The 25,450-nt window shown below is 60.6% G+C and carries 26 protein-coding genes, 1 other RNA gene and 1 riboswitch; of the genes, 13 read left to right on the plus strand and 14 right to left on the minus strand.

Annotation, left to right across the window (positions count from 1 at the left end):
- The coding region (locus AAFM15_RS01810; protein ID WP_341684993.1) for an ATP-binding protein at nucleotides 1-1,123 on the plus strand (1,123 nt) is incomplete at its 5' end.
- Nucleotide 1,124: 1 nt separating this feature from the next.
- Here the strand turns inward: AAFM15_RS01810 and ispF are convergent.
- Together ispF and ispD are read right to left on the minus strand one after the other, a co-directional pair.
- A complete protein-coding gene (ispF, locus tag AAFM15_RS01815; protein WP_341684994.1) occupies nucleotides 1,125-1,604 on the minus strand; it encodes a 2-C-methyl-D-erythritol 2,4-cyclodiphosphate synthase in 480 nt (159 codons plus the stop codon).
- Entirely contained in the window at nucleotides 1,601-2,314 is a 714-nt protein-coding gene (gene ispD / locus AAFM15_RS01820; protein WP_341684995.1) for a 2-C-methyl-D-erythritol 4-phosphate cytidylyltransferase, read from the minus strand. The genes ispF and ispD overlap by 4 nt, the downstream gene beginning before the upstream one ends.
- 96 nt (nucleotides 2,315-2,410) lie before the next feature.
- Here ispD and mfd point away from each other — a divergent pair, with 96 nt between their 5' ends.
- The 3 genes from mfd to AAFM15_RS01835 are packed head-to-tail and all read left to right on the plus strand — an operon-like array spanning nucleotide 2,411 to nucleotide 7,208.
- A complete protein-coding gene (gene mfd / locus AAFM15_RS01825) occupies nucleotides 2,411-5,902 on the plus strand; it encodes a transcription-repair coupling factor (protein WP_341684996.1) in 3,492 nt (1,163 codons plus the stop codon).
- Between the two features lie 29 nt (nucleotides 5,903-5,931).
- Entirely contained in the window at nucleotides 5,932-6,648 is a 717-nt protein-coding gene (serB, locus tag AAFM15_RS01830; protein WP_341684997.1) for a phosphoserine phosphatase SerB, read from the plus strand.
- Nucleotides 6,649-6,653: 5 nt separating this feature from the next.
- A complete protein-coding gene (locus AAFM15_RS01835; RefSeq protein ID WP_341684998.1) occupies nucleotides 6,654-7,208 on the plus strand; it encodes a redoxin family protein in 555 nt (184 codons plus the stop codon).
- Here AAFM15_RS01835 and AAFM15_RS01840 read toward each other — a convergent pair.
- The gene (locus AAFM15_RS01840; protein WP_341684999.1) at nucleotides 7,195-7,428 is read right to left on the minus strand and encodes a DUF3820 family protein; all 234 of its coding nucleotides are present in this window, start codon (nucleotides 7,426-7,428) and stop codon (nucleotides 7,195-7,197) included. The genes AAFM15_RS01835 and AAFM15_RS01840 overlap by 14 nt on opposite strands.
- A 10-nt stretch (nucleotides 7,429-7,438) precedes the next feature.
- Complete coding sequence (locus AAFM15_RS01845; protein WP_341685000.1) at nucleotides 7,439-8,635, minus strand: PLP-dependent aminotransferase family protein; 1,197 nt, start codon at nucleotides 8,633-8,635, stop codon at nucleotides 7,439-7,441.
- A gap of 16 nt (nucleotides 8,636-8,651) precedes the next feature.
- Between AAFM15_RS01845 and nth the strand changes: the two genes are divergently transcribed.
- The 5 genes from nth to AAFM15_RS01870 are packed head-to-tail and all read left to right on the plus strand — an operon-like array spanning nucleotide 8,652 to nucleotide 13,375.
- Entirely contained in the window at nucleotides 8,652-9,320 is a 669-nt protein-coding gene (gene nth, locus AAFM15_RS01850) for an endonuclease III (protein ID WP_341685001.1), read from the plus strand.
- 59 nt (nucleotides 9,321-9,379) lie between these two features.
- Nucleotides 9,380-10,153 (plus strand): DUF3348 family protein, encoded by a 774-nt coding sequence (locus AAFM15_RS01855; protein ID WP_341685002.1) that lies wholly within the window; start codon nucleotides 9,380-9,382, stop codon nucleotides 10,151-10,153.
- A complete protein-coding gene (locus AAFM15_RS01860; protein WP_341685003.1) occupies nucleotides 10,150-12,114 on the plus strand; it encodes a hypothetical protein in 1,965 nt (654 codons plus the stop codon). The genes AAFM15_RS01855 and AAFM15_RS01860 overlap by 4 nt, the downstream gene beginning before the upstream one ends.
- On the plus strand, nucleotides 12,114-12,755 hold the full coding sequence (locus tag AAFM15_RS01865; RefSeq protein WP_371833066.1) for an OmpA family protein: 642 nt from the start codon (nucleotides 12,114-12,116) through the stop codon (nucleotides 12,753-12,755). The genes AAFM15_RS01860 and AAFM15_RS01865 overlap by 1 nt, the downstream gene beginning before the upstream one ends.
- 2 nt (nucleotides 12,756-12,757) lie before the next feature.
- On the plus strand, nucleotides 12,758-13,375 hold the full coding sequence (locus tag AAFM15_RS01870; protein ID WP_341685004.1) for a DUF2894 domain-containing protein: 618 nt from the start codon (nucleotides 12,758-12,760) through the stop codon (nucleotides 13,373-13,375).
- A gap of 27 nt (nucleotides 13,376-13,402) precedes the next feature.
- On the opposite strand, the gene AAFM15_RS01875 is transcribed toward AAFM15_RS01870, so the two are convergent.
- The 8 genes from AAFM15_RS01875 to AAFM15_RS01910 form a co-directional block, all read right to left on the minus strand.
- Nucleotides 13,403-13,939, minus strand: coding sequence for a PaaI family thioesterase (locus tag AAFM15_RS01875; RefSeq protein WP_341685005.1), 537 nt, complete (start codon nucleotides 13,937-13,939; stop codon nucleotides 13,403-13,405).
- A 49-nt stretch (nucleotides 13,940-13,988) separates the two neighbouring features.
- Complete coding sequence (locus AAFM15_RS01880) at nucleotides 13,989-15,455, minus strand: cobyric acid synthase (protein WP_341685006.1); 1,467 nt, start codon at nucleotides 15,453-15,455, stop codon at nucleotides 13,989-13,991.
- Nucleotides 15,452-16,243 carry an ABC transporter ATP-binding protein gene (locus tag AAFM15_RS01885; RefSeq protein WP_341685007.1) on the minus strand — a complete coding sequence of 264 codons (792 nt, stop codon included), beginning with the start codon at nucleotides 16,241-16,243 and terminating at the stop codon, nucleotides 15,452-15,454. The genes AAFM15_RS01880 and AAFM15_RS01885 overlap by 4 nt, the downstream gene beginning before the upstream one ends.
- Nucleotides 16,240-17,241 carry a FecCD family ABC transporter permease gene (locus AAFM15_RS01890; RefSeq protein WP_371833068.1) on the minus strand — a complete coding sequence of 334 codons (1,002 nt, stop codon included), beginning with the start codon at nucleotides 17,239-17,241 and terminating at the stop codon, nucleotides 16,240-16,242. Before AAFM15_RS01890 ends, AAFM15_RS01885 begins: the two co-directional genes overlap by 4 nt.
- Nucleotides 17,241-18,131 carry a helical backbone metal receptor gene (locus tag AAFM15_RS01895; protein WP_341685009.1) on the minus strand — a complete coding sequence of 297 codons (891 nt, stop codon included), beginning with the start codon at nucleotides 18,129-18,131 and terminating at the stop codon, nucleotides 17,241-17,243. Before AAFM15_RS01895 ends, AAFM15_RS01890 begins: the two co-directional genes overlap by 1 nt.
- On the minus strand, nucleotides 18,124-18,933 hold the full coding sequence (locus AAFM15_RS01900; RefSeq protein ID WP_341685010.1) for an ABC transporter substrate-binding protein: 810 nt from the start codon (nucleotides 18,931-18,933) through the stop codon (nucleotides 18,124-18,126). Before AAFM15_RS01900 ends, AAFM15_RS01895 begins: the two co-directional genes overlap by 8 nt.
- Nucleotides 18,933-20,819 (minus strand): TonB-dependent receptor domain-containing protein, encoded by a 1,887-nt coding sequence (locus tag AAFM15_RS01905; RefSeq protein ID WP_341685011.1) that lies wholly within the window; start codon nucleotides 20,817-20,819, stop codon nucleotides 18,933-18,935. The genes AAFM15_RS01900 and AAFM15_RS01905 overlap by 1 nt, the downstream gene beginning before the upstream one ends.
- Nucleotides 20,820-20,887: 68 nt before the next feature.
- Nucleotides 20,888-21,133, minus strand: a riboswitch (cobalamin riboswitch).
- A 31-nt stretch (nucleotides 21,134-21,164) separates the two neighbouring features.
- Entirely contained in the window at nucleotides 21,165-21,878 is a 714-nt protein-coding gene (locus AAFM15_RS01910; RefSeq protein WP_341685012.1) for a hypothetical protein, read from the minus strand.
- Nucleotides 21,879-21,952: 74 nt separating this feature from the next.
- Here AAFM15_RS01910 and AAFM15_RS01915 point away from each other — a divergent pair, with 74 nt between their 5' ends.
- From AAFM15_RS01915 to AAFM15_RS01930, 4 genes are all read left to right on the plus strand, one after another.
- Nucleotides 21,953-22,171 (plus strand): DUF904 domain-containing protein, encoded by a 219-nt coding sequence (locus tag AAFM15_RS01915; RefSeq protein WP_341685013.1) that lies wholly within the window; start codon nucleotides 21,953-21,955, stop codon nucleotides 22,169-22,171.
- The gene (locus AAFM15_RS01920; protein WP_341685014.1) at nucleotides 22,168-22,488 is read left to right on the plus strand and encodes a cell division protein ZapA; all 321 of its coding nucleotides are present in this window, start codon (nucleotides 22,168-22,170) and stop codon (nucleotides 22,486-22,488) included. The genes AAFM15_RS01915 and AAFM15_RS01920 overlap by 4 nt, the downstream gene beginning before the upstream one ends.
- Nucleotides 22,489-22,552: 64 nt before the next feature.
- Nucleotides 22,553-22,733, plus strand: a non-coding RNA gene (gene ssrS, locus AAFM15_RS01925) — 6S RNA.
- A gap of 26 nt (nucleotides 22,734-22,759) precedes the next feature.
- Complete coding sequence (locus tag AAFM15_RS01930; protein WP_341685015.1) at nucleotides 22,760-23,572, plus strand: sulfite exporter TauE/SafE family protein; 813 nt, start codon at nucleotides 22,760-22,762, stop codon at nucleotides 23,570-23,572.
- A gap of 6 nt (nucleotides 23,573-23,578) precedes the next feature.
- Here the strand turns inward: AAFM15_RS01930 and AAFM15_RS01935 are convergent, their stop codons facing one another.
- Together AAFM15_RS01935 and hemN are read right to left on the minus strand one after the other, a co-directional pair.
- Entirely contained in the window at nucleotides 23,579-24,259 is a 681-nt protein-coding gene (locus tag AAFM15_RS01935; protein ID WP_341685016.1) for a sulfite exporter TauE/SafE family protein, read from the minus strand.
- A 44-nt stretch (nucleotides 24,260-24,303) separates the two neighbouring features.
- A partial coding sequence (gene hemN / locus AAFM15_RS01940) for an oxygen-independent coproporphyrinogen III oxidase (protein ID WP_341685017.1) occupies nucleotides 24,304-25,450 on the minus strand: 1,147 nt, incomplete at its 5' end.

The raw sequence follows: 25,450 nt of genomic DNA on the forward strand, positions 1-25,450 counted from the left end.
GCTCAAATCCCTCGCCGATGAGGAATCTGTGGTCATCACCACACGTGAGCCTGGTGATAAGTTTGTTCCCTTCGGCAAGACAGACATCGAGCAAAGGCTGTCCCAGGTTCTGATTGCACGCCTAGGCAAGAACACCGTCCTCGCCTCCGAAGTCAACGGGACGCAAGGGCTTTGGGTCGGCTTCAGGATCGAACGCGACAGCTACTGGCTGCAAATGGACCCCGATCGCCTACAGCCCCTGGGCGGCAAGTCATGGCTGCAGTGGATGCTCCTGACCGCCATGCTTTCCTTGCTGGGCTCGGCCTTGATTGCTGGATTGATCAACCGCCCGCTCAAACAGCTTTCCCAAGCTTTCGCACGCATGCGCGATGGCGATATGCAGGGCCCCGAACTGGACGAGCAGGTGCGCGTGGACGAGATCCGTGAGGTCAACCAAGGTTTCAACAGCATGGTGCACAAGCTCCAGCAGGCCGAGCAAGAGCGCAGTCTGATGCTGGCTGGCATCTCGCACGATTTGCGTACGCCGCTGGCACGGCTGCGTCTGGAAGCAGAGTTAAGTGTGGCTGACCCCGAGGCCCGGGAGCTGATGTCTGCCGACATCAGCCAGATGGATCAGATCATCGGCAAGTTCATGGACTACGCCCGCCCCGGTGAAACGCCCTTGCAAGCTGTCGCCTTGGCTGGACTGCTCAGTCGCAGCATTGCGCCCTTTCGCAATAACAAAAGCATGCGCATCGAGCTCAACATTCCAGAGGATCTGCTGGTGCAGGCTGACGAGATTGAGCTGGGCCGGGTTTTTGACAATTTGCTCGAAAACGCACGCCGCTATGGACAAAGCCAGCTCGATGGCATCACGCGAGTGCACATTCAGGCTGAGGCGTTGGACTCGCAAAGAGTTCGCATCACCCTGCGCGATGAAGGCGTTGGCGTGAGCCCAATCGCGCTGCCCCAGCTGACACAACCTTTTTTCCGTGCAGACAGCGCCCGCACCGCAGCTCTCGGTTCGGGTCTGGGCCTGTCCATTGTGGAGCGTTCGATTGAGCGCATGGGAGGCCAGCTGATGTTTTCCACGCCATCTGAGGGCGGTCTGCAAGCCTCTATCGTCTTGCGTCAGACCACCTGAATCAGCGCTGAACCAGCAGGGCAATGGCGCGCGCTTCCATGCTTTTGCCTTCGCCTACAGGTCCAAGTTTTTCAGCAGTTTTGGCTTTGACGTTGACTTGATCCTCGTCCACGCCCAGCGCCTTGGCCACCGAGACACGAATCGACGGCATGTGTGGCGCCAGCTTGGGCGCTTGCGCCACAATGGTACTGTCAACATTCACCAACTCCCAGCCTTGAGCGCGCACGCGGCGCATGGCCTCGGCCAGCAGCTCGGCAGAGTCCGCGCCTTTGAACTGTGCATCCGTATCCGGGAAATGGCGCCCGATGTCCCCCAGCCCCGCAGCACCCAGCACCGCATCGGTGATGGCGTGCAGCAGCACGTCGGCATCGGAATGGCCCAGTAAACCCAGGCTGTGCGGAATGTGGACACCGCCCAAAATCAGTTTGCGATCCGAGGCCAGGGCATGCACGTCCCAGCCTTCACCAATGCGAATGTTCATGTGCGTGTCCTGCTTTGAATTCTGCTTTGAAGAATGGCCTCAGCGAAAGCGAAGTCGGCTGGGTAGGTAACTTTGAAGTTTTGCGCAGAGCCCTCAACCAAGCGGGGTTGCAACCCCAATCGTTCCATGGCGCTGGCCTCGTCGGTAATGCCCTCAAAACCCGTGCTGGCCGCAGCGGCCAGAGCATCGTGCAACGCCTGAAGCCGGAACATTTGCGGTGTTTGCGCTAGCCATTTGTGCTCGCGCGATACGGTTTCCTGCACACGGCCAGCGGCCTCGGTTTTCAGGGTGTCGGGCAAGGGCAAGGCCAGCAAGCCGCCCACGGCGTCTTCACGGCAGGCATCGATCAGACGCATCACCGCTTCGGCTTGCACCAGGCAACGCGCCGCGTCGTGCACCAACACCCAGTCTTGCGGGTCCAGTCCGGCAGTCAGCATGGCCTGCAAACCATTGAACACGCTTTGCGCCCGGCTGGCACCCCCACAAGCCACACGCTTGAAATGCGCAGGCCAGCCTTGCTGCGGCCAGGCAAAGTCATCGTCCGGCGACAGCACCACCCAGCCACTGGCCAAAGCAGGCACAGCCGCCAAAGCCTGCACCGTGTGCATGACCATGGGTTGCCCAGCCACCCGCTGGTACTGTTTGGGCTGAGGCGTGCCTGCGCGACTGCCGGTGCCGGCACAGGGGATCAAAGCGTGAAACGAAGTCATTGCTGTCTATTGTAGAAGCGGCTATTTACAATAGCGCTTTCACCCCCCTCCATTCTTGGCGGGGGGTTTTGTGCTTTCGGAACTGCCCTGCGCGCCATGAAACTGCCTGTCCTCCACACCGGGAAACGCTTCACCCTGCCCCGCCCCATCGGCTCTGCCGATGCGGTACTGCTAGCGCAATTGGCCGAGCGAGAAAAAGCCGAAGGCAAACTCACCGCCATTGTGGCTGCCGACACCGCCGACGCCCAGCGCCTCATGGACGAAATGGTGTTCTTCGCTCCTGACCTGCGCTGCGTGATGTTCCCCGACTGGGAAACCCTGCCCTACGACACCTTCTCGCCGCACCAGGACCTGATTTCCGAGCGTCTGGCCACGCTCTGGCGCATCCGCCAACGCAACCACCCCGAAGCCGCCGATGTGGTGCTGGTGCCCGCCACCACCGCGCTGTACCGGCTGGCACCGCCGTCTTTTCTTGCAGGCTACACCTTCGAGTTCAAGGTCAAGCAAAAGCTAGACGAAGCCCAGCTCAAGAGCCAACTCACCCTGGCCGGCTACAACCACGTGAGCCAGGTGGTCAGCCCTGGCGAATACGCGGTGCGCGGCGGGTTGATTGACTTGTTTCCCATGGGCTCGCCCGTGCCCTACCGCGTCGACCTGTTCGACGACGAAATCGACTCCATTCGTACCTTTGACCCCGACAGCCAGCGCAGCCTCTACCCCGTGCCGGAGGTGCGGCTGCTGCCCGGGCGCGAGTTCCCGATGGACGAAGCGGCGCGGGCGCGGTTCAGAAGCCGCTGGCGCGAACTGCTCGAAGGGGACCCGACCAAGAGCCGCATCTACAAGGACATGGGCAACGGCGTAGCCACCGCCGGCATCGAGTACTACCTGCCGCTGTTCTTTGACGAGACCGCCACGGTCTTTGACTACCTGGACGTCGGTGGTCAGACGGCCACGCTGGTGCTGCACGGCGATCTGGAACCGGCCTTCCAGCACTTTTGGCAAGACACCAAGGAGCGCCACCGCCTGGTGCACGGTGACCCCGAACGCCCGGTGCTGCCGCCCGAAGCGCTGTTCCTGAGCGCCGAGCAGTTCTACACACACGCCAATGCCCACGCCCAGCTGGCCCTGAGGCCAGGCAGCAGCGATGTGCAAGACAACACCCTCGCCCAGCCCTTGCCCGAACTCACCGTGGTGCGCGGCGCCGACGACCCGCTCTCGCGCCTGCACGCCCACCTGAAATCCAGCCCGCACCGGCTGCTGATCCTGGCTGAAAGCGATGGCCGCCGCGAAAGCCTGCTCGACTTCGTGCGCTCCAGCGGCCTAGCGCCGCCGGTGTTCGACAGCCTCGAAGAATTCCTGACCAGCAACGAAAAGGTCGGCATGGCCACCGCCGCGCTCGCCAGCGGCTTTCACTGGTTCGAGCACGGCATCGATCTCGTCACCGAGACCGAACTCTTTGCCGCCGGGGCCACCACCCGCCGCCGCAAGAAACAGGAACAGGTCAGCGACGTTGAAGCGCTGATCAAGGACCTCTCCGAGCTGAACGTGGGCGACCCGGTGGTGCACAGCGCGCACGGCATCGGCCGCTACCGTGGCCTGGTCAACATGGACCTGGGCGAGAAGAACCCCGACGGCACGCCCGCGTTGCAGGAGTTCCTGCACCTCGAATATGCCGACAAGGCCACGCTGTACGTGCCGGTGAGCCAGCTGCAGCTGATCGGCCGCTACACCGGCGTGAGCGCCGACGAGGCCCCGCTGCACAAGCTGGGCAGCGGGCAGTGGGAAAAAGCCAAACGCAAGGCCGCCGAGCAGGTGCGCGACGCTGCAGCCGAGCTGCTCAACATCTACGCCCGCCGCGCCGCCCGCGCAGGCCACGCCTTCCGCTACAGCCCGCAGGACTACGAGACCTTTGCCAACGACTTCGGCTTTGAGGAAACCGCCGACCAGAAGGCCGCCATCCACTGCGTCATCCAGGACATGATCAGCCCGCGCCCCATGGACCGGCTGGTGTGCGGCGACGTGGGCTTTGGCAAGACCGAAGTCGCGCTGCGCGCCGCCTTTGTGGCTGTGACGGGTGGCAAACAGGTGGCATTGCTCGCGCCCACCACCCTGTTGGCCGAGCAGCATTACCAGACCCTCAAAGACCGCTTTGCCAAATGGCCCGTCAAGGTGGCCGAGATTTCGCGTTTCCGCTCCACCAAGGAAGTCAACGCCGCCATGAAAGGCATCGAAGACGGCACGGTGGACATCGTGGTGGGCACCCACAAGCTGCTGAGCGAAAAAACCCACTTCAAGAACCTGGGCCTCCTGATCATCGACGAGGAACACCGCTTTGGCGTCCGCCACAAAGAGGCCATGAAGCAGCTGCGCGCCGAAGTCGACGTGCTCACCCTGACGGCCACGCCGATTCCCCGCACCATGGGCATGGCACTCGAAGGCCTACGGGATCTCTCCGTGATCGCCACAGCGCCGCAACGGCGCCTGGCGATCAAGACCTTTGTGCGCAACGAAGGCACGGGCGTGATCCGCGAGGCGGTGCTGCGCGAACTCAAGCGCGGCGGCCAGTGCTACTTCCTGCACAACGAGGTCGAGACGATTGAGAACCGCAAGCAAAAGCTCGAAGAAATCCTGCCCGAAGCCCGCATCGCCGTGGCCCATGGCCAGATGCCCGAGCGCGAGCTGGAGCGCGTGATGCGTGACTTTGTGGCCCAGCGCTACAACATCCTGTTGTGTTCGACCATCATCGAAACCGGCATCGACGTGCCCACGGCCAACACCATCGTCATCTCCCGCGCCGACAAGTTCGGCCTGGCCCAGCTGCACCAGTTGCGCGGGCGCGTGGGCCGCAGCCACCACCAGGCCTACGCCTATTTGCTGGTGCCTGAAATCGAGGGCCTGACCAAACAAGCTGCGCAGCGGCTGGACGCCATTCAGCAGATGGAAGAACTGGGCAGCGGTTTTTACCTGGCCATGCACGACCTGGAAATCCGGGGCGCGGGCGAGGTGCTGGGCGAGAGCCAGAGCGGCAACATGATGGAGATCGGCTTTCAGCTCTACAACGAGATGCTGTCCGAAGCCGTGCGCAGCCTGAAAAACGGCAAGGAGCCGGACCTGCTCAGCCCCCTGTCGGCCACCACCGACATCAACCTGCATGCCCCCGCCCTGCTGCCCGACGACTACTGCGGCGACGTGCACCTGCGCCTGTCCTTCTACAAAAAACTGGCCACCGCCAAAACCAGCGACCAGATCGACGCCCTGCTCGAAGAACTGGTGGACCGGTTTGGCAAACTGCCGGCGCAAACCCAGACCCTGGTGGACGTTCACCGCCTGCGCGTGCTGAGCCAGCCCTACGGCGTGGTCAAGGTCGATGCCGCGCCAGGCGTGATCCAGATCAGCTTCAAACCCAACCCACCCATCGACCCCATGGCCATCATCGGCCTGATCCAGAAAAACAAGCACATCAAGCTGGCGGGCAACGACAAGCTGCGCATCGAACGCGAACTGCCCGACCCGAAGATGCGTGCGCAGATGGTGCGGGACATTTTGCGCAGTCTGGGAACGCCCAAGACCGAAGCCACACTGGCCTGATTGAATCCACGATCTTCGATAATCTCGTTATGAGCACTGCCAACGAATTCGCCCCCGGCCTTGTGATACAAGGCTTCACTGCCCCCCTTGCCCTCTCGCAGTTCAAGCTGATCGCCTTCGACATGGATTCGACGCTGATCAATATCGAATGCGTGGACGAGATTGCCGACGCTGTGGGCCGCAAGGCCGAGGTGGCCGCCATCACCGAAGCCGCCATGCGCGGCGAGATCACCGACTTTAAAGACAGCCTGCGCCGCCGCCTGGCCTTGCTCAAGGGCGTGACCGTGGCCGACATGGAGCGCGTTTACACCGAGCGCCTGCGCATCAACCCCGGCGCGGCCGAATTGATCTCGGCCTGCCAGAAGGCCGGCATGAAGGTCTTGCTGGTCTCGGGCGGTTTCACCTTCTTTGCCGACCGCGTCAAGGCCAGGCTGAACATCGACTTTGCCCGTTCCAACCAACTCGAGATCATCAATGGCGAACTCACTGGCGGCCTGGTTCAACAAGCCTGGGGCGACATCTGCGACGGAGCCGAAAAGCGCCGCACCTTGCTCGAAGTGGCCAGCCTGCTGGGCATTGCGCCGCACGAGTGCATCGCCATGGGCGACGGGGCCAACGACCTGCCCATGATGGGCGAGGCCGGTCTGTCGGTGGCCTACCACGCCAAGCCCAAAGTACGCGAGCAGGCCATGGTCGCCATTCACGAGGGTGGACTGGACCGCTTGCTGGAAGTGGTTCACCCCTGAACGACATGTCGAATACCGTGCTGCGAGGCTTGTGGCGCTGGTTGTGCGACTGGCGCAGCCACCTCAAAACCCTGGCCATTTTGGTGGTCATCGCGCTGGCCATCAATGCCTGGCAATCGCGCAACGTGTCCAAGGGCCCAGCACCATCGCTGGATGCGCCGCTGATCAATGCCCTTGGCCCACAGGACGCAAGTCTCCAAGGATGGTTGACGCAGCATCGCGGCCAAGTGGTGGCGGTACATTTCTGGGCCACCTGGTGCCCCATTTGCAAAGCGTCCCAGGACAATGTGCAGCGCCTGCACGGCAGCTGGCCCATGGTGACTGTGGCCATGCAGTCGGGCCCCGCTACAGCCGTGCAAAAACATTTGGCACACAACGAACTGCCCTGGCTGGCGGCCCTGGACACCGAGGGCGAACTGGCTCGTGCCTGGGGCGTACGTGCGGTACCGGCCACCATCATCCTGGACCGCGACGGCCGCGTCGCGACGGCCAGCATGGGCTACACCACCACGCTGGGGCTGTGGGCGCGTTTGTGGTGGGTGCGCTTCACGGGCGCTTGATGCCCTGGGCCTGGCTACGCAATGGTTTGAGCAAGCCGCCCAGGCCGTTATGGTCGATCTCCTGCATCAGCTGCAGCAGACGTCCGATTTCGCCATTGGGAAAGCCCTCGCGGGCGAACCAGTTCAGGTAGTTGCCAGGCAAGTCGGCGATCAACACGCCCTTGTGTTTGCCAAAAGGCATGGGCGTGCTGACGAGCTTGAGCAGGTCTTCAGGGTTCAATGCAAGAAGGTCAAAGCGCCTTGGCCAATCGGGAGACGCCTTCCAGAATCTTGTCTTCGCCCACGGTAGCAAAGCTCAGGCGGAAGGTGGCATGGTCGGGGTTGGCACAGAAGAATGGCGAGCCCGGCACAAAGGCCACGCCCTGGTCAATCGCACATTTGGCGTAAGCATTGCCGTCCGCCACTTTGCCCCCTGCGCCCGTGAGGCGCGCCCAGACAAACAAGCCGCCTTGCGGCTGCACAAAGCTCACCGCATCGCCCAAGTCGCTGCGCAGGGCATCGCCCATGGTTTGGGCTCGCTTGGCATACACGCTGCGCACCTTGTCCAGCGTGGCGGGCATGCGCCCCGCTTTCAGGTATTGCGCCGCCGTGGCTTGGGCAAAGGTGCTGGTGTGCGCGTCGCTGAACTGCTTGCACATGGTGGCCTTGGCCAGCAGCTCGGCGGGCGCAATCATCCAGCCCACGCGCAGGCCGGGCGACAGCACTTTGGACAGCGATCCGCAATGCACCAGCAGCTCACGGCTGCCGGACACCTGCGGGCTCATGGCCAGCAGACTGGGTGGCGGTGCCTCGCCAAAGTACAGGTCGCCATAAGGGTCGTCTTCGACGATGAGGGTGTTGTATTGGACGGCCAGTTCGAGCACGCGCTTGCGGCGCTCGGCACTCAGCATGGCGCCGCTGGGGTTGCCAAAGGTCGGAATCAAGTACACAAACTTGGGCTTGTGCTCGGCAATCAGTTGTTCCAGCTTGTCGATTTGCACGCCGTTGCCGTCAATGGGCGCGCTGATCAGCTCGGCACCATACAGACGGAAACACTGGATGGTGGCCAGAAAGGTCGGGCCCTCCACAATGACTTTGTCGCCAGGGCTGACCAAGGTCTTGCCCAGCAGGTCCAGCGCCTGCTGGCTGCCTGTGGTCACGATCAATTGTTCAGGGGCCACATCCTTGGCACCCTTTTGCCCCATGAAGTGCGCCAGCTGTTCGCGCAAGGGGCCAAAGCCCTCGGTCGCGCCGTACTGCAGCGCCGCACCGGGGTCTTGCGCCAGGGCGGCATTGCTGGCCTCGCGGATGCCGTCCACGTCAAACATGGCGCTGTCCGGAAAACCTCCCGCAAAACTTATGATGCCGGGCTTGCCCAGCAGTTTGAACAACTCGCGGATGGCAGAGGTTTCGACGTTGTTGAGGCGGTCAGCAAAAGGGATGGCCATGGTTGACAATCTGAGCATGAAAAAAGAATTCATCGAGCCGTTCTTTGCCACCTTGCAGGCAGCCAATCCCGAGCCCAAAACCGAATTGGAGTATACGAGCGTGTTCGAGTTGCTCGCCGCCGTTTTGCTCTCGGCGCAGGCCACTGACGTGGGCGTCAACAAGGCTACACGTAAGCTGTTCCCGGTGGCCAACACGCCCCAGCAGATTCTGGACCTGGGTCAGGCGGGGCTGGAGCACTACATCCAGACCATTGGTCTGTACCGCAGCAAGGCCAAACACCTGATGCAGACCTGCCGCATCCTGGTGGACCAGTACGGTGGTGAAGTGCCCCGCACCCGCGAAGCGCTGGAAACCCTGCCCGGCGTGGGCCGAAAAACGGCCAATGTGGTGCTGAATGTGGCTTTTGGTGAACCCACCATGGCGGTAGACACACACATCTTTCGGGTCAGCAACCGCACCGGCCTGGCGCCTGGCAAAACCCCTCTGGCGGTGGAACTCAAACTGCTCAAACGCATTCCCGAAGCCTACCGCGTGCACGCCCACCACTGGCTGATTTTGCTGGGCCGCTATGTGTGCAAGGCGCGCAGCCCGCAGTGCGCACAATGTGCGGTTTCCGCCTGGTGCGACCAGGGCAGCAAAACGCTGGCCAAACCCACGCAAAAGCGTACCAAAGCATCCAGTTGATCGCACCCCCGCGGGTAAAATGAGGGCCCCTGTTCCTTGCCCCGCCCAGACTGCACTTCATGACGCGAGCCACCTCACGCGCCAGCCTCCACGACACCCCATTGCTGCACTTTTTAGGACAGCAAGGCTTTGTGCTGGACACGCGCGAACCTGTCGAGGTCGGACAAAAACTGAGCGATTGGCTTGACTTTCGCCACGCCATTGCCTTGCAGGGCTTGCTGGACCAGACCGAACTCATGAACCAGGCGCCCGCACAGGCGGCCAGCATCCGCATCAACGCACAGGTGCTGCATGAACGCTTTGACGACGTTCGCCATGCCCTGGAGCGCAGTATTACGCAAGGCGTGCCACCGGCACTCGGCCTGGCCCGAATTGAAACGCCTGCGCCCGAACTGCTGCTGCCCGTTGACCCCAAAACCGCGTTTGAACCGTTTCGCCGCTACCTGGGCGCACACCAACGGCAAATGGACAGCGTCATCGCCAAACTGCGTGCGCAGCTGCGCAGCATGCTGGGCAAAGGCGATACGCAATGGCAACAGCTGGGTATGCTGGACGCGGCCATGGATGCGATGCTGGGCGATCGGCAGACACGCCTGCTGAGCCGTCTGAACACGCATTTTGAAAAACGCTTTAACCAACTCCTGAAAAAGCACATCAAGGCCAGCCAGGAAGCGCACGAGAACGACACCGAGCAGCCAGACACCCACTCGTGGCTGCCCGCGCTGTGCCAGGCCATGCAAATTGCGCTGTTGCATGAACTGGGCATTCGCCTGCAACCGGTGCAGGGCCTGATTGACGCCCTCACCCACAACAAGAAGAAACCGACCCCATGAAGAAAAACGCTTTTACCCTCGCTTTTGCCCTGGGCGCACTGGCCGTGCTGTGGGTGGCTGCAGCCGTGGCCACCACCAACCCGCTGGTGCTGGTGATGACTTTGCTGGTGGCCGCCGTCTATGGCTATGGTGCGATGGAGTTGCACCGCTACCGTCAGCGAACAGCTCAGTTGGCACAAGCCCTGGAACAAACAACAGACATCGTGCAGGACCTGCACACCTGGCTGCAAAGCATTCCGGACAGTTTGCAAAACGCTGTGCGCCAGCGTGTGGAAGGCGAGCGTGTTGCCCTACCCGGCCCGGCCTTCACGCCCTATCTGGTGGGCCTGCTGGTCATGCTCGGGATGTTGGGCACATTCCTTGGCATGGTGGTCACGCTCAATGGTGCGGTGTTTGCACTGGAAGACGCCTCCAGCGTTCAGGGCATGCGCGCTGCGTTTTCAGAGCCCATCAAAGGCCTGGGCCTGGCTTTTGGCACTTCGGTCGCTGGCGTAGCCACCTCGGCCATGCTGGGGTTGATGTCCAGCCTGGCGCGCCGCGAACGCGCCCGTGCTGCACACCAGCTGGACCGTTTGATGGGCCAACAGCTGCGCACTTTCTCGCTCACGCACCAGCGTCAGGAAACCTACAAAGCCCTGCAGCAGCAATCCCAGGCTCTGCCTCTGGTGGTCGAGCAGCTGAGCACCCTCATGGCCCGGGTGGAGCAACACAGCCAGCATCTGGGCGACAGCCTGCGCACGCAGCAAGACAGCTTCCACCGCGATGTCAAAACCAGCTACACCGAGCTGGCCCAGTCGGTGGATCAAAGCCTTCGCAGCAGTCTGAGCCAGAGCATGCAAGTGGCCAGCGACAGCATCCGCCCCGTGGTGCAGTCCACCCTGGCCGACATGACGCAGCAAGCACAGAGCCAGCACGAACGGATGGTGACAAGCACCCGCGAGCAGCTGGAGAACCTCAACCAGAGCTTCGACACCCGATCGCAAGACCTTATCACGGCCTTGCGCAGTACATGGAGCGAACAGCAAACCCAGCAAATCCAAGCCGATCAGGCACGCCTGGATGGATGGAAAGCCTCGCTCAGCGAAATCGCTAGTGGTCTGCAAGCCCACAGCACACAGACCGTGGCCGAAATCACCCGCCTGTTGGCCAGCAGCGAAGCCCTGGTACAAGCACGCATGACGACCGAAGCCGAGGCGGTCATCCAGCACAACCAACGCGCCGAAGAACTGGCCAAGCTGCTGCGTACAGAACTCTCTGCACTGCGTGAGCAAGAAGCCCAGCGCGGCGAAGCAGCTGTAGCACGGCTGGCTACGCTCGAAACCACAGTCACACAACATCTGAGCAGATTGGGCACAGCTCTGGAAGCACCTATTACCCGCCTCATCGAAACTGCATCCGAAGCGCCAAAAGCCGCAGCAGAAGTGATTGGCCAGCTGCGGCAGGAAATTTCGGTCAGCGTGGCACGCGACAACGCACTGCTTGAAGAACGCACCCGCATTCTGGAGACCTTGAGCACACTGCTGGACGCCATCAACCACGCGTCCACCGAGCAGCGTGGCGTGATCGATGCGCTCGTGGCATCCAGCCAGTCCACCCTGACCCAGACCAGCAGCGAGTTCCACTCCGTTTTGGCGCGCAGCGGTGAAAACTTCCAGGCATATGTAACGCAGGAAAGTGACAAGCTGGGCGCCGTTGCGGCACAGGTCACGGCCAGCGCCGTGGACGTGGCCAGCCTGGGCGAGACTTTTGCCTTTGCCGTGCGCGCCTTCAACGACAACAGCGACAAGCTGGCCAGCAACCTGCAACGCATTGAAGCGGCCATTGCCCAATCGATGCAGCGCAGCGATGAGCAGCTGGCCTACTACGTGGCCCAGGCGCGAGAGCTGATCGACCTGAGCATCAGCAGTCAAAAAGACGTGCTCGAGGCCCTGCAGCAGCGGCAAAGCGAGGGAGCTGCCTGATGCTGGAGATGGAAGCCGAAAGCGAAAGCACCACGCCCACGTGGATCGCCTTTGCCGACTTGATGACCGGCTTGCTAGGCGCGTTTGTGCTGCTGCTGGTAGGCGTCATGGCGGCGCAACTGGAGATGGCGTCCACCCTGGAAGCCGAGGTGCAAAAGCGCCACATCGAAGAGCAAAAGCGCCAGTCGCTGGAGCAAGCCTTGGCGATTCCACTGGCCAGCGGGCGCATCACGCTCAGCAACGGGCGCATCGGCATCAGCGGCAAACTGCTGTTTGGCCTGAACTCCGACCAGCTGCAACCCGAAGGCCGCCAATTGCTCAAAAGCCTGGTCGGGCCGCTGCGCAGCTACCTGGCCATGCGCGACGAGATCTTGATGGTCAGCGGCTTCACCGATGACAAGGTTGTCACCAGCAGCAATCGACAATTTGCCGACAACTGGGAGCTCTCGGCCCAGCGTTCGCTGACCGTAACGCGCACCCTGATTGAGGAAGGCATGCCACCGAGCATGTTGTTTGCCGCTGCGTTTGGACAGGAACAGCCCCTGGTGCCCAACAGCAGTGACAAAGCTCGTGCCCAAAACCGACGCGTGGAAATTGCGCCCGTGCCCCGTGCTTCCGGCGAGGTCAAAAACAAACCATGAGCATGACTGCGCTCACTCAAGCCGAAACGCTCGATACTGAGATGGAGCGCTTGCGCCTGGCAGGCGCAGCAGGTGTTGATGCAGTGCAATGGCATTACATCGAAACACTGGCAGCACGCTCGCGCAATCAGTCAAAACAAGCGCAAGCCCTATTGCAAGCGAAGCTGCAGGCTGCATTGACCCATTTGGACATGCGCATGGCTGCAGCCAACCAGTCTCCAGCCGAGCCAGCCGCAGCAATAACGCCCTCACCCATGACTTTGCTGCTGCAGGAAATGGCCCCACCACCAGCCACTTTGTCTGGCAAAGCCAGCTTTCTTGAGACGCACCGCGAGAGCCCGCGTGTACAGCAGTTTCGCAAACAGCTTCGCAAAATCAGCGTGCAAAAACAGGTCTCACACGCCATTGCACAGGCCCCACAAAACGCAGGCCCCATCAACTCGCACATACTGGTGTTACGCGCCTTGGGTTTGATGCGCGAGCTCTCACCCGACTATCTGCAGCGCTTTGTGGCCTACGTCAACACCTTGATGGTGCTGGAAAACGCTGTCACCCCAACCGCCACCAAAACCGTATCGCGTAAAACAAGCAGCCCACGCAAGCCCCGCACATCTGCATGAAGTGCTGCCGTCATTACGGGATCGTTTTTAGGCAGGCAAATCGAACACCAGGCAGGTGGTGGTGGCATGCGCATACAAGGTGCCGTCCGGCCCCAACAAGCGTGCCTCAGCCGTGGCCAATTGCCGACCGCAGTGGATGACCTTGCCCTCAGCCCGCACACGCTGCACTCTGGGCGTCAGCGCTTTGACAATGTTCACACTCAATTCAGCTGTGGTGTAAGCACGTCCTGCCGGCAATGTGCTGTGAACGGCGCACCCTAATGCCGAATCCAGGAGCGTGGCAAACCAGCCTCCATGCACAGTCCCCATGGGGTTAAGGTGTCCCTGTCCGGGTGCCCCCTGGAAGATCGCCTTTCCGTGCGAGACCTCGACCAGTAAAAAGTCGAGCGTATTGCCGATAGAGGGCGTGTGATCGGTCCCATTCATGATGCCTTGCATCAGTTCCAGCCCCGTTTTGGCACGCACAGTTTCGATGCCAGTCACGCCTGGTCCCGGACCTAGCGCATGTTGAGCACGTAGCGCAGACTCACGTGCCAGCCATTGGTCAAGAAGAGTGGTGTTCATACAATCATCCTCGGGCACCCAGTATGTACCAATCTTGGATATCGAGCGCTTAGCGAATCAGTGACTCCAGTACGCCTGGCTGGAAATGCTGCTCAATGTAATCAGCCAGTCCTTCAAACACGGTCTCCAGCGTGGGCACCTGCGCACCAAACAAGGCTTGCAACACTGGCAGGTTTTCAAACAAGCCGTGCAAGTAGGTGCCCAGCACCTGCCCGTCTCCGCTTTGCCAAACCAGACCAGGTGTGATGTCGTGCAAAACAGTCCCCGCTGCCAGCATGGCCGGGTGCGCCTGGGTCTGTCCATGGTGAATTTCATACCCCGCCACGGCCACACCGCTCAACGCTGACCACGGGCCATGCACCAGGCCCAATATGGCCTGTGTTTTAGTGACGGTTTTGTCCTGCGCAAACTGTGTCACCAACGGCAACAAACCCAACCCAGGCGCATTACCGTCAATGCCATGTGTGTCGATCAAGGCCTCGCCCAGCATTTGCAGTCCACCGCAAATGCCCAGCACCGCACCGCCTTGCTGTACATGCGCCGTCACAGCCGCGTCCAGCCCTTGCTGGCGCAACCAGGCCAGATCAGCACTGGTGTGTTTACTGCCAGGCAAAACCACCCAGTCCTGCGGCTCCAAGCCCGCCAGATCAGCCGGGCTACGCACCCACAGCAAGCGCACACCAGGCACGTTTTTGAGCGGCTGAAACTCATCCAGATTGCTGATGCGTGGGTAGGCGATCACAGCCACCGTTTTGCGCACAGCCCCTTGCATAAGGCTGCGATCGTCAAACATGCCATCTTCTTCGGGCAAGCCGTGCTGCCACCACATGGGCAGCGTGGCGACAGTGGGCACGCCTGTACGTTCTTGCAACATCTGCGGTGCGGGTGCGAGCAAGCTGGCATCACCTCGAAACTTGTTGAGTACAAAGCCTTGAACACGTTGTTGGTCTTCTGGGGGCAACAGCGCCCAGGTACCGTACAGGTGTGCAAAAGCTCCGCCGCGGTCAATATCGGTCACCAGCAGGCAACGGGCGTTGGCGTGCCGAGCGACACGCAGGTTGACGATGTCGCTGTCCATCAGGTTGATTTCTGCGGGAGAGCCGGCGCCTTCAATGACCACCACATCGTTTTCAGCGATCAGCTCATCCAACGCTGCCGCAATGCGTGGCCAGACCTTTTCGCTGCGACCGCGCCAAGGCGTATCGCTCAGCTGCGCGCTCACTTGCCCCAGCAAGACCACCTGGCTGCGCGTGTCAGCCTCAGGCTTGAGCAACAGCGGGTTCATACGGACATCAGGCTCAGCCATCGCCGCCAGCGCCTGAAAATATTGCGCGCTGCCGACCTCACCCATGCCATCTGCGCTGGCCACAACCCTTGCGTTGTTGCTCATGTTCTGCGCCTTGAAGGGCGCCACCTTGAGTCCCTGGCGCGCGTAATGTCGACACAAGGCCGTGGTCAACCAGCTCTTGCCTGCCCCGCTGGATGTGCCCAGCACCATGATGCAACGCGCTGTCATGCGGGCCTACCTTGACTTTTGGGCAGCACCACCCATTGCCCCTCTAGTGGCACGATGCGCACACGCTCGCCAAACACGGCCTCGATGGCGCGGTGCGTCTGCACCTCGTCGGCCGGGCCTGCATGCACCACGCGCCCGGCCTGCATGACCACGATGCGATCGGCATGTAAAGCCATGCCTATTTCGTGCAGCACGCTGACCACCGTCGTACCTTGCGCACGCAGACATTGCACCTGCTCCAGCCAGTCCACTTGGTGGGGTGGATCCAGGTTGGCCAGGGGCTCGTCCATCAACATCAATGAAGCGTTGCCTGCCATCGCACGGGCCAGCAGGACACGTTGCCGCTCGCCACCCGACAACTCGCCCAAAGCGCGGTCGCGCCAGGTCCAGGCTTGCGTAGCCTCCAGCGCAGCTTGCACCATCGCGTGATCGTAGGCGCTGGGTGCTGCCAACCAGTCTTGATAAGGGAGCCGCCCAAGCATCACCACGTCGCGCACCCGCAAATCCAGCATAGCCACTTCGCCCTGCCCCAACCAGGATAACTGGCGCGCACGAGAGCGTCGATCCAGACTGGACAACGCCACACCATGCCACGCAATGTGTCCCTGCGCAGGCAGCAGTCCTGCCAGAGCACGCAACAAGGTGGACTTTCCTGCACCATTGGGCCCCACCACACAAGTCCACTGCCCGGCAGGAACATCCAGGCTCACACCATGCAACACCGCACGATCGGCCAGGCTAACGCTCAGATCTTTCGCTTGCAGTGCCAAGGTTTGCAACGCACTCATGACTGCGCCCCTTGCTGCGCTGCACGCATGCGCCAAAGCAAATAACCACCGCCCAGCACCGCCGTGAACACGCCCACTGGTAATTCTTGTGCGGGCACCGCGCTGCGGGCCAACAGGTCTGCCGCCAGCAACAGCAAGCCGCCCATCAAAGTGGACAGCAACAACAAGCCGGCATGGGTGGTGTGCACCCGCGAGCGCACTGCGTGCGGCGCTGCCAAGCCCACAAAGGCAATCAAACCCGTTTGCGCCACGGCAGCCCCCGTGGCCAGCGACAACACCGCTATCAGGACCACACGCGCCGTGCCCAAAGGCATACCCAAGCTGCGCGCCGTTGCCTCACCCAAGGCCAGCGCATCCAGCACCCGCGCCATGGCCAGTGCCAGCACCAGGCACAACAGCAAGGCCAGGCCCATGGTCAGGCTGGCGCTCCAGCCTACAAAAGCGGTCGATCCCAACAAAAACCCCTGCATGGCCAGCAAGGCCTCGGGATGCAGCAAGGTTGCCAGCGAAGTCACGGCTCCCAGCACCACGCCCACCACCACACCGGCCAGCAGCACGCGCAAGGTCTGGTGCACACCCCGGGCAAGCATCAAGGTGAGCAGCACCGCCAGCACCGCACCGGCGAAAGCCGCACCTGTCATTCCCAAGCGCGTGGCCCAGCCTGTGGCTGTGAGCGAACCGCCCCAGGCACCCATGTACACACTCACACCCAATGAAGCGCCCGATGCACTGCCCAGCAAATACGGATCGGCCAAGGGGTTACGAAACAAACCTTGAGCCACCGCACCAGCCAAGCCCAGCAACGCCCCCGCCAGCCAGGCGCCCAGGCTACGCGGCAAACGGATATCCCACAAGATCTGTGCCTGCACGGCGTCACCCACCGCGAGCATTTGCGAAGGCCATTCCCAGCCCTGGCTACCAGCTCCCAAGCTCAAAGCCATCAACAAAGCCGACAGCAGAAACAGCACAAAGGCCCACAAGGCGGTGGAGGTTCGCATCATCCGCGCCCCTTGCTCGCCTTGGCAGCAGCGCGATTGAGACAGTCAACAATCAGGCGAGCACCCTCGGCCATACGCGGACCAGCGCGAACCAGAATGTCTGCCTGCTCCTGCGCAAACACACAGACACGCTCTTCGCGCAAAGCCCTGAGCTGCGACCAGCCCGGGCGCATCAACATGCTTTGGCGCGAACTGTCTCCCGCAATGATGGCGTCTGGCTGAGCACGTACCACAAATTCCGGGTTCACTTTGGGAAACGGCCCCATGGCAGCAGGCAAGATGTTGCTCACCCCCATGCGCATCAGGTTCTCACCAATAAAGGAAGACTCGCTGGCCCCATAAGGCGCAGGACTGACCTCCACATACACCCGCTGCGCACGGGCTTGCGGCGTGAGCTGAGCCACCGCTTGGTCCACCCCGGACTGCAACTCCTGCCAGGTTCGCTGCGCAGTCGTGGCCGGCAAACCCAAAGCCATGGCCACAGTGAGCAACACCCGCTGCACATCTGCCCGGGTACGAGGCTCCAGCCGCAACACAGTCACGCCCAAGGCCTGCAGACGATCGGCCCCACGGGTGGAACTGGCCATGAGCACCACATCGGGCCGCTGGGCCACCACGGCTTCAATACTGGGGTCTATACCGCCGCCCAACTTGGGCAAAGCCTGAACCGAAGCGGGCCAGTTGCTGTAACGGTCTACACCCACCAAACGGTCGCAAGCACCCAGGGCACAAACCGTCTCGGTCAAAGACGGAAGCAAACTGACCACACGGCGCACCGGTGTCTTGATGTCAACCGCCTGTTGCGCATCGTCCTGCACTGTCACGGCCTGTGCCTGTAGCGTGCACAGCGCCATCGAAACCGCCAGCCACCACGAGCCGTGTTTACGCATGTTGCTGCTCCCAACGCTCAAAAATCTGGTGCAACTGCGCCACGCCATCGGTCAAAGCAGCAGGGCCGGGTTGCAGGATGTCGGCAGATTTGATTTCAAACACCTGCGCGGATTGAACAGCAGGAACGCCCTGCCAACCCGGGCGTTGCATGACCGACTCGGGACGAAACTTCTTGCCGCACAAGGAACCGATGATGATGTCGGGTGCACGGTCCACGATTTGCTGCGGATCCGCAATGATGCGATCCTTGCCCATGGGCTGAACGGCCAGTTCCGGAAAAATGTCTTGTCCGCCAGCGATCTCGATCAGCTCTGACACCCAACGAATACCGCTGATGTGCGGGCCATCCCACTCTTCGAAATACACACGCGGACGGCGTTTGAAAGTGGCAGCATGTTCGCTCATGCGCTTCAGCTCAGCCTGCATTTGCGTGATACGTTGAATGGCCTGATCGGCCTGCCCCACCATCGCGCCCACCTGATAGAGCATAGAAAAAATCTCGGTCACGCTGCGCTGGTTGAACACAGTCACCTGCACGCCTGCACGAATCAGCGCCGCCGCAATGTCGGCCTGCAAATCAGAAAAGCCGAACACACAGTCCGGCTTGAGATCCAGGATCTTGTCGATCTTGGCGCTTAAAAAGGCACTGACCTTGGGTTTTTCCTCGCGGGCACGGCGCGGACGAACCGTGTAGCCCGAGATCCCCACAATCCGATGCTCCTGCCCCAACGCATACAGCCACTCCGTCGTTTCCTCCGTGAGGCAGACGATGCGTTGAGGGCCGAGAGCATTCAGATTCATCACTTGGGCCTGTACTGCAGGGTCAGGTACAGGCCGCGACCGGGCGTGTTGTAGCCATAAGCCAGCTGGTACTGCTTGTTGAAAGCATTTTCCAGTCGGGCACGAGCTGTCCAGTTGTCATCGATTTTGCGGCTGGCGTACAAGGCAAGCGTGGCATAACCCGGCATCATCACACTCGTGTAATGCGAATCCTTACGCTCACCCGCGGCGTAAACCCTCGCGCCGACACGGTACTGATCAATGGGTCGAGAAATGTCCACAGTACCGTAATTCTTGGCACGACGTGCCAATGGCTCTGAATACGTCACGCTCCAAGGATCTTGCGAGACGGCAGAAAGACTCACATCGTGGCCCATCCACTGCGTCTTCATGCTCAGCTCTACACCACTGTTGCGTGCATGGCCAATGTTGACCGTGTTGTAGTTGCTGTCATAACCAATGGCATCACTGGTCCGTGTTTCAAAATAAACCACACGGGCATTCGTTGACCCTTGTGTATAGACCACCCCCACTTCGGATGCATGGTGGTTTTCAGACTTGATCGATGGGTTGGAAGAGACGTCGTACGCCGTCGGCGATCTGAATCCAGTGGAGGCTGTGGCCGTCATACGCCACAACGGGGTCAATTGGTAACCCAAACCTACCAAACCTGTATTGACCGAAGTGTGGTTACGGTTGCCAGACCGTGAATTTGCCTGATCCACAGTCACGTCATCATGACGAACGTTCAATTGGGTAGACCATGCAGCCCATTGACGACTCCACCCCGCAAATCCAGCCTGCGTCAGACGTTTCATCTTGTACGCGTTGTCGCCTCGCGCATCAAACCGTTCGTTGTTGTATTCGGCGCCAAACGAAAGCACTGTCCCAGGCGAATATGCATATTCATTGGCCAAGCGGATCAATGACTGATGTCCAAGCATCAGGCCATTCTTGTAGCTGCCATCACCAGACGTATAGGGAACACCATTTTTCAAGTCCTCGTACTTCAACTCACCAGCCGACATGTCCAAAGCGGTTGAAAAATCAGATGCCCAGGCCTTTCGCAGATAACCTGCCAAGGTCTGGTTGGTTTGCTTGAACCGGTGCGTGTCGGTATTGACATTACCCGAACCTGCATCATCGGAATCAGACCACGACTGACGACTGCTCAAACGCAATCCCAGGTGAGTGTTCGCATCCACGGCTTTTTCTGCATTAGCGGAGATGAATTGCTTCGAATACCCATCCTTGTCTGGGTTCGCACGCGGCTTCTGCACAGGATTGATAGCCGAAAAACCATCGCTACGCGTATCTCCAGCGTTCAGGTCATAGCGCCAATCACCTTGACGAGCCGCATAGCCCACATCGACCGATCGTGTATCAAAAGAGCCGACAGACACTGACCCATAGGCTGCAGGTGCGCCTTGGCCTCGGCGCGTAAAAATTTGAATCACACCACCAATGGCCGCCTCGCCATACAAGGCGCTGGCATTTCCACGCAACACTTCAATGCGATCAATTTGGTCCAGAGGTACGTCGGTGATCTGCAATGCACCAATGCTATCCGTTTGCACACGCAAACCATCAACTATTACCACCACATTGACACTGTCTTGTCCGCGGAGGAAAAAAGATGTCACTGCACCCGCGCCACCATTGCGACCGAACTCAAAGCCCGCTTGACCTTGCAGCAAATCTGCAAGAGATTGCGCTTGAGATTGATCGATATCCTGGCGAGTGATCAGTGAAACCGATGGCAGCACTGCCGAGAGAGGCTGCTCAAGCCGCATCGCGGAAATAACCACAGGCTCAAATTCAACTGCCGCAGCTTGTGACGCGTACATAGCCAGAAACAACGTAGACATGGCCGGAACACTGCTACGCACGATTTTCGAGATTTTCATAAGAAACAAACAAGTCAATCGCCCTGACCGTCTTCCCCGACAGTGCTGGGCTTAACGGCGCGCCATTGCGGGCGCGCCACCTTGTTGGCCGGTATCCGGGCTGGCAGATGCGACCTTCATCGCCTTCCCGGGCACCTGTTTCAGGGTGGCCAGTGGCTTGTGAGATGAAAGCGGAGCCTGCTTGCACAGGGCTCGTCTGCTTACCGTTGCGGGGGCAGCGCAGGTTAGGTTCGCTTGTGGGGCGTTCCCTCCTGCTTCCCGTTGAACTGCAGTCCGTGAACCGGACCGCGAGCACCAACAGGGAGTTATTTTACGACCCTGCCTGTCACCAACCCTACGGCGACTTCAGCACGCCTTGTGCAGGGCAAACTCGCGGATGGCGGCAAGCGAGTATTTGGCGCCATGAGCGATCTGACTGTTTTCGTAGCGGTGTTTGGCGCCCACCGGGCAAGCCAGGCGCGCAGGGCAACTCAGGGCGCACACCGATTCAGGCCGTAACCTTTGGGTAAAGCAGGCCTGCACATCCATTTGTCCAATATCCAGCGCCCGGCCCGCACAAGCAGCAATGCAAGGCTTGTCCACGCAGTTCACGCAGGGATCCCCCAAGTCCTCCACTGCCGATGGCTGCAGCGTCGTGTCGGTGACGATAGCCGCCCGATACGCAAACCAGCTGCCCCAATGGGCATCAATACCCACCATGAAAGGCGACGCATGGTGCCAGCCCGCCAAGGTGCCCAGCTTTTGCAAACCAAGGTGCTGCCCTTCAGGCAGACCATGAGGAAACACAAAACGGGCACGCGCCTGGGGCAGCGCCAGCTGCAACCACGCCTGAACGGTGCGCACGCTGTAGTCGTCAATTGGGTGCTGTGCCTCAAGGCCTTCAGCCTGCACACGCGTCCACAGCTGGCGCCCGGCATGTCCAAACAAAATCAGCTGGCGCTCATGCCCAGCCACGCCCAAAGGTGCCAACACATCGCCAGGCAAGTCGACCAGGTTAAAGACATGCTGACGGTTCAAGCCAGCCTCGTTCAGCAAGGATTGCAGGGGCAATGTATCCATGGCGGCATCATAGGCCGAGCAGCCTGCGATACCTCTACAATGAGGGCCTCACCCCGATCACCCCATCGCCCGCCATGTCCAGCCCAGACTTGATTGATCAAATTGCCGAGCGCGTCGAGCGCCTGCTGGTTCGCCACGAAGAGCTGCAACGCACCAACGACTTGCTGGCCGAGCAAGTTCAGGCTTTGACGCATGAGCGCGACTCGCTCAAGTCACGCCTGAGTGCCGCACGCGCCCGGGTCGACGCCTTGATCGATCGCCTTCCCGGCACCACCGAGCAGGAGCAAGCATGAGCGCCAAACAAGTCGAAGTCCAGATCATGGGCCAAAGCTATCTGCTGGGTTGCCCCGAAGAGGGCGAGTCGCAGTTGCGCGCTGCGGTGGACCGTGTCGATGCGGCCATGTGCAAAATTCGCGATGCCGGCAAGATCAAGGCCCGCGACCGCATCGCCGTCTTGGCCGCACTGAATCTGGCCTTTGAACAAAACACGCCGACTACGGCCCCTGTCGCCAGCAGCAACCCTGAACTTTCGGCACACGGCTCAGACCGGCTGGTGTCTTTGCTCCATCGCCTTGACCAGACCCTCAATCAAGACGGTCAGCTGATCTGACGATCACCGTCGCGGGGATTGCTTCACTGCGTTCGCAATGACGCTGCCAAAAGCCTACAATCAGTGCTGTCTGCGGTGCGCGCCGGGCTTTATATTTCCTTGAACCAATGCTCATTGAGCTCGGGCTTGGTACATCGTCTCTCCAGCGTGATCGTCTCGCGTCAGATGAACCCAAGGGGAGTCTGCCCTCGCCCACCTGAACCCCCGGTTCAGGATGACGGCTCGGCGGCACTTGCAGACACCTTTCTACCCTCGTTCTGGTGTTGTTCTCATGATCGATATTGCCCTGGTCCTGGAGTTGGCCGCTTTGGGTTTGTGTGGCGGTTTTCTGGCTGGATTGCTGGGCATCGGGGGCGGCATGATCCTGGTGCCCTTTATCACCTACATGCTCAGTCACAGAGGGGTAAGTCCTGACCTGGCGGTCAAAATGGCGATTGCCACTTCGATGGCCACCATCATCTTCACCTCGGTTTCAAGCGTTCGCGCCCACCACAAAAAGGGCGCTGTGCGTTGGGACCTGGTCAAAGGTCTGGCGCCTGGAATCGTCTTGGGCAGCATGATCGGCAGCCTGGGGATTTTTGCCCTCATCAAAGGCAGCTCGCTTGCTCTGCTGTTTGCTGCTTTTGTGGGCTTTTCTGCGACGCAGATGTTTCTTGATAAAAAACCAGCCGCGGCACGTCAAATGCCAGGCCTGGCCGGACAGGTCGGTGCAGGCGGTGTGATCGGATTGATCTCCGGCCTGGTTGGTGCCGGCGGTGGTTTCATCAGCGTCCCCTTCATGACCTGGTGCAACGTAGCCATCCACAACGCCGTAGCCACAAGTGCAGCACTGGGCTTTCCTATTGCTTTGGCAAATGTGTCTGGGTACATCCTGGCCAGTGTCGGCATGAGCGATCTGCCGCCCTACTCTTTCGGCTACCTCTGGTTGCCTGCTTTAGGGGTGATTGCGTCATGCAGCGTGCTCATGGCGCCTGTGGGCGCGTCTGCTGCACACAAATTACCCGTCAAGAAACTCAAACGGGTCTTTGCCAGCGTGTTGTATGCACTGGCGTTTTACATGCTGTACAAGGGTTTAAGTCACTAAGGGGGCTCAAACCGGCGTCACGCACCACGGGGCTTGATCATGGACCAAGCCCATCCATAAGGCCCAAGCCGACAATCCGGCCAAAGCCATGCCCGCCAGGCGCATGCCCCAGCGGCCATCGCCCAAATTTCCTAATTTGAGAAGCAGCCATGGCCCGGCCCACAAGCTGACGCTGGAGCCCAAGGCAAACAGCGCCATCACCACAGCACCTTGCCAAACCTGGCTGGACAAGGCTGCCACCATCAACGCCGAATACAGCAAGCCACATGGCATCAAGGCCCAAAGCACCCCGACGATGGCTGGTGCTGCCATTCCCCAACGCTGATTGAATGCCCGAACCCTGGCCCACAGGCGACTGGCCGCCGTGTCCAGCCACAAGGGCTGACGCGCCTGTACCAGCAGCAACACACCCAGCAAAAAAGCGGCAACATGAAGCATAGTCCAGACAGGACGGAGCGCTGCGGATTGTGTCGTCAACCAACCCAAGCCTTGAACGGTAGCTGCAGCCAAAGCGCCCAGCGCACTGTAGCCCAACACGCGTCCCAACTGGAAGGACCACATGGCCTGTGTCCGGCGCTCACCGGCAGCTTGCCCAAAGCCTGCGCAAGCCGCGCCGCACATCGCAATGCAGTGCGGCCCACCGGCCAGTCCCATCACCAATGCCGTGATGGCCAAAGAACTTTGCATGAACCTATCCTCCAGCCCTCACCTAAAGGGCTGCTGGCGTGAGCTTAGATGATCTTGGAAAAGCGTGCCCGGTTACGGTCGGCCTGCAAGTAGCGGTCAAACACCATGGCGACACCGCGCACAAAGAACCAGCCCATGGGAGTGACCTGGATGCCCTGCTCCGTCACCTCGACCAGGCCCTGATCCTGCATCGCCTTGAGCTGAGCGAGCTCGTTGGCAAAGTACTGCTTGAAGTCAATCAGGCACGAAGCATTGATGGACTCGAACTGCAAACTGCCCTGGCACATGATGGCCATGATCACGTTGCGGCGAATGATGTCGTCACGCGTCAGCGCCAAGCCGCGTACCACGGGCAAGTGCCCCTGATCGAGCAGGTCGCAATATTCATCCATGGTTTTGGCGTTCTGACTGTAAGTCGAACCCACACGGCCAATGGCGGATACCCCAAGAGCGATCAGGTCACAGTCAGGTTGTGTGCTGTAACCCTGGAAGTTGCGATGCAATCGCCCCTGGCGCTTGGCCACAGCCAGAGCATCGCTGGGCAATGCAAAATGGTCCATGCCCACATACACGTAACCACCTTCTTCGAACGCTTCGATCGAGCGCGCCAACATGGACACCTTGGCGCCCCCGGAGGGCAGCTCGGCTGCATGGATACGGCGCTGAGGCTTGAAGCGCTCTGGCAAATGCGCGTAAGCATACAAGGCAATACGGTCTGGGCGCAGTTCATTGACTTGAGCCAGGGTACGGTCAAAGGACTCGGGAGTTTGCTGTGGCAAACCATAAATCAGGTCCACATTGACCGATTCAAAACCAAGTTTTCGCGAAGCCTCAACCAGCGCAAACACCTGCTCCACGGGTTGAATGCGGTGCACGGCCTTTTGCACGGCAGGGTCAAAATCCTGCACGCCAAAGCTCAAACGATTGAAGCCGAGTTCGGCCAAGACGGCCAGGCGCTTTTCGTCCACGGTACGCGGATCGACCTCGACGGAATACTCGCCCCCCGGTACAAAACTGAAGTTACGCTTGAGCATATGCATCAGTTCGCGCAGCTCGTCGTCGCTCAGGAAAGTGGGGGTCCCGCCGCCCAGATGCAGCTGAATGACACTGTGGCCTTGGCCCAGATGAGCCATGTGCAAATCCACTTCGCGGGTCAAGTAGCGAAGGTAGGTTTCTGCACGGTCTTTGTGC

The sequence above is a fragment of the Limnohabitans sp. genome, assembly GCF_038134685.1.
Lineage (GTDB): Bacteria > Pseudomonadota > Gammaproteobacteria > Burkholderiales > Burkholderiaceae_C > Limnohabitans_A.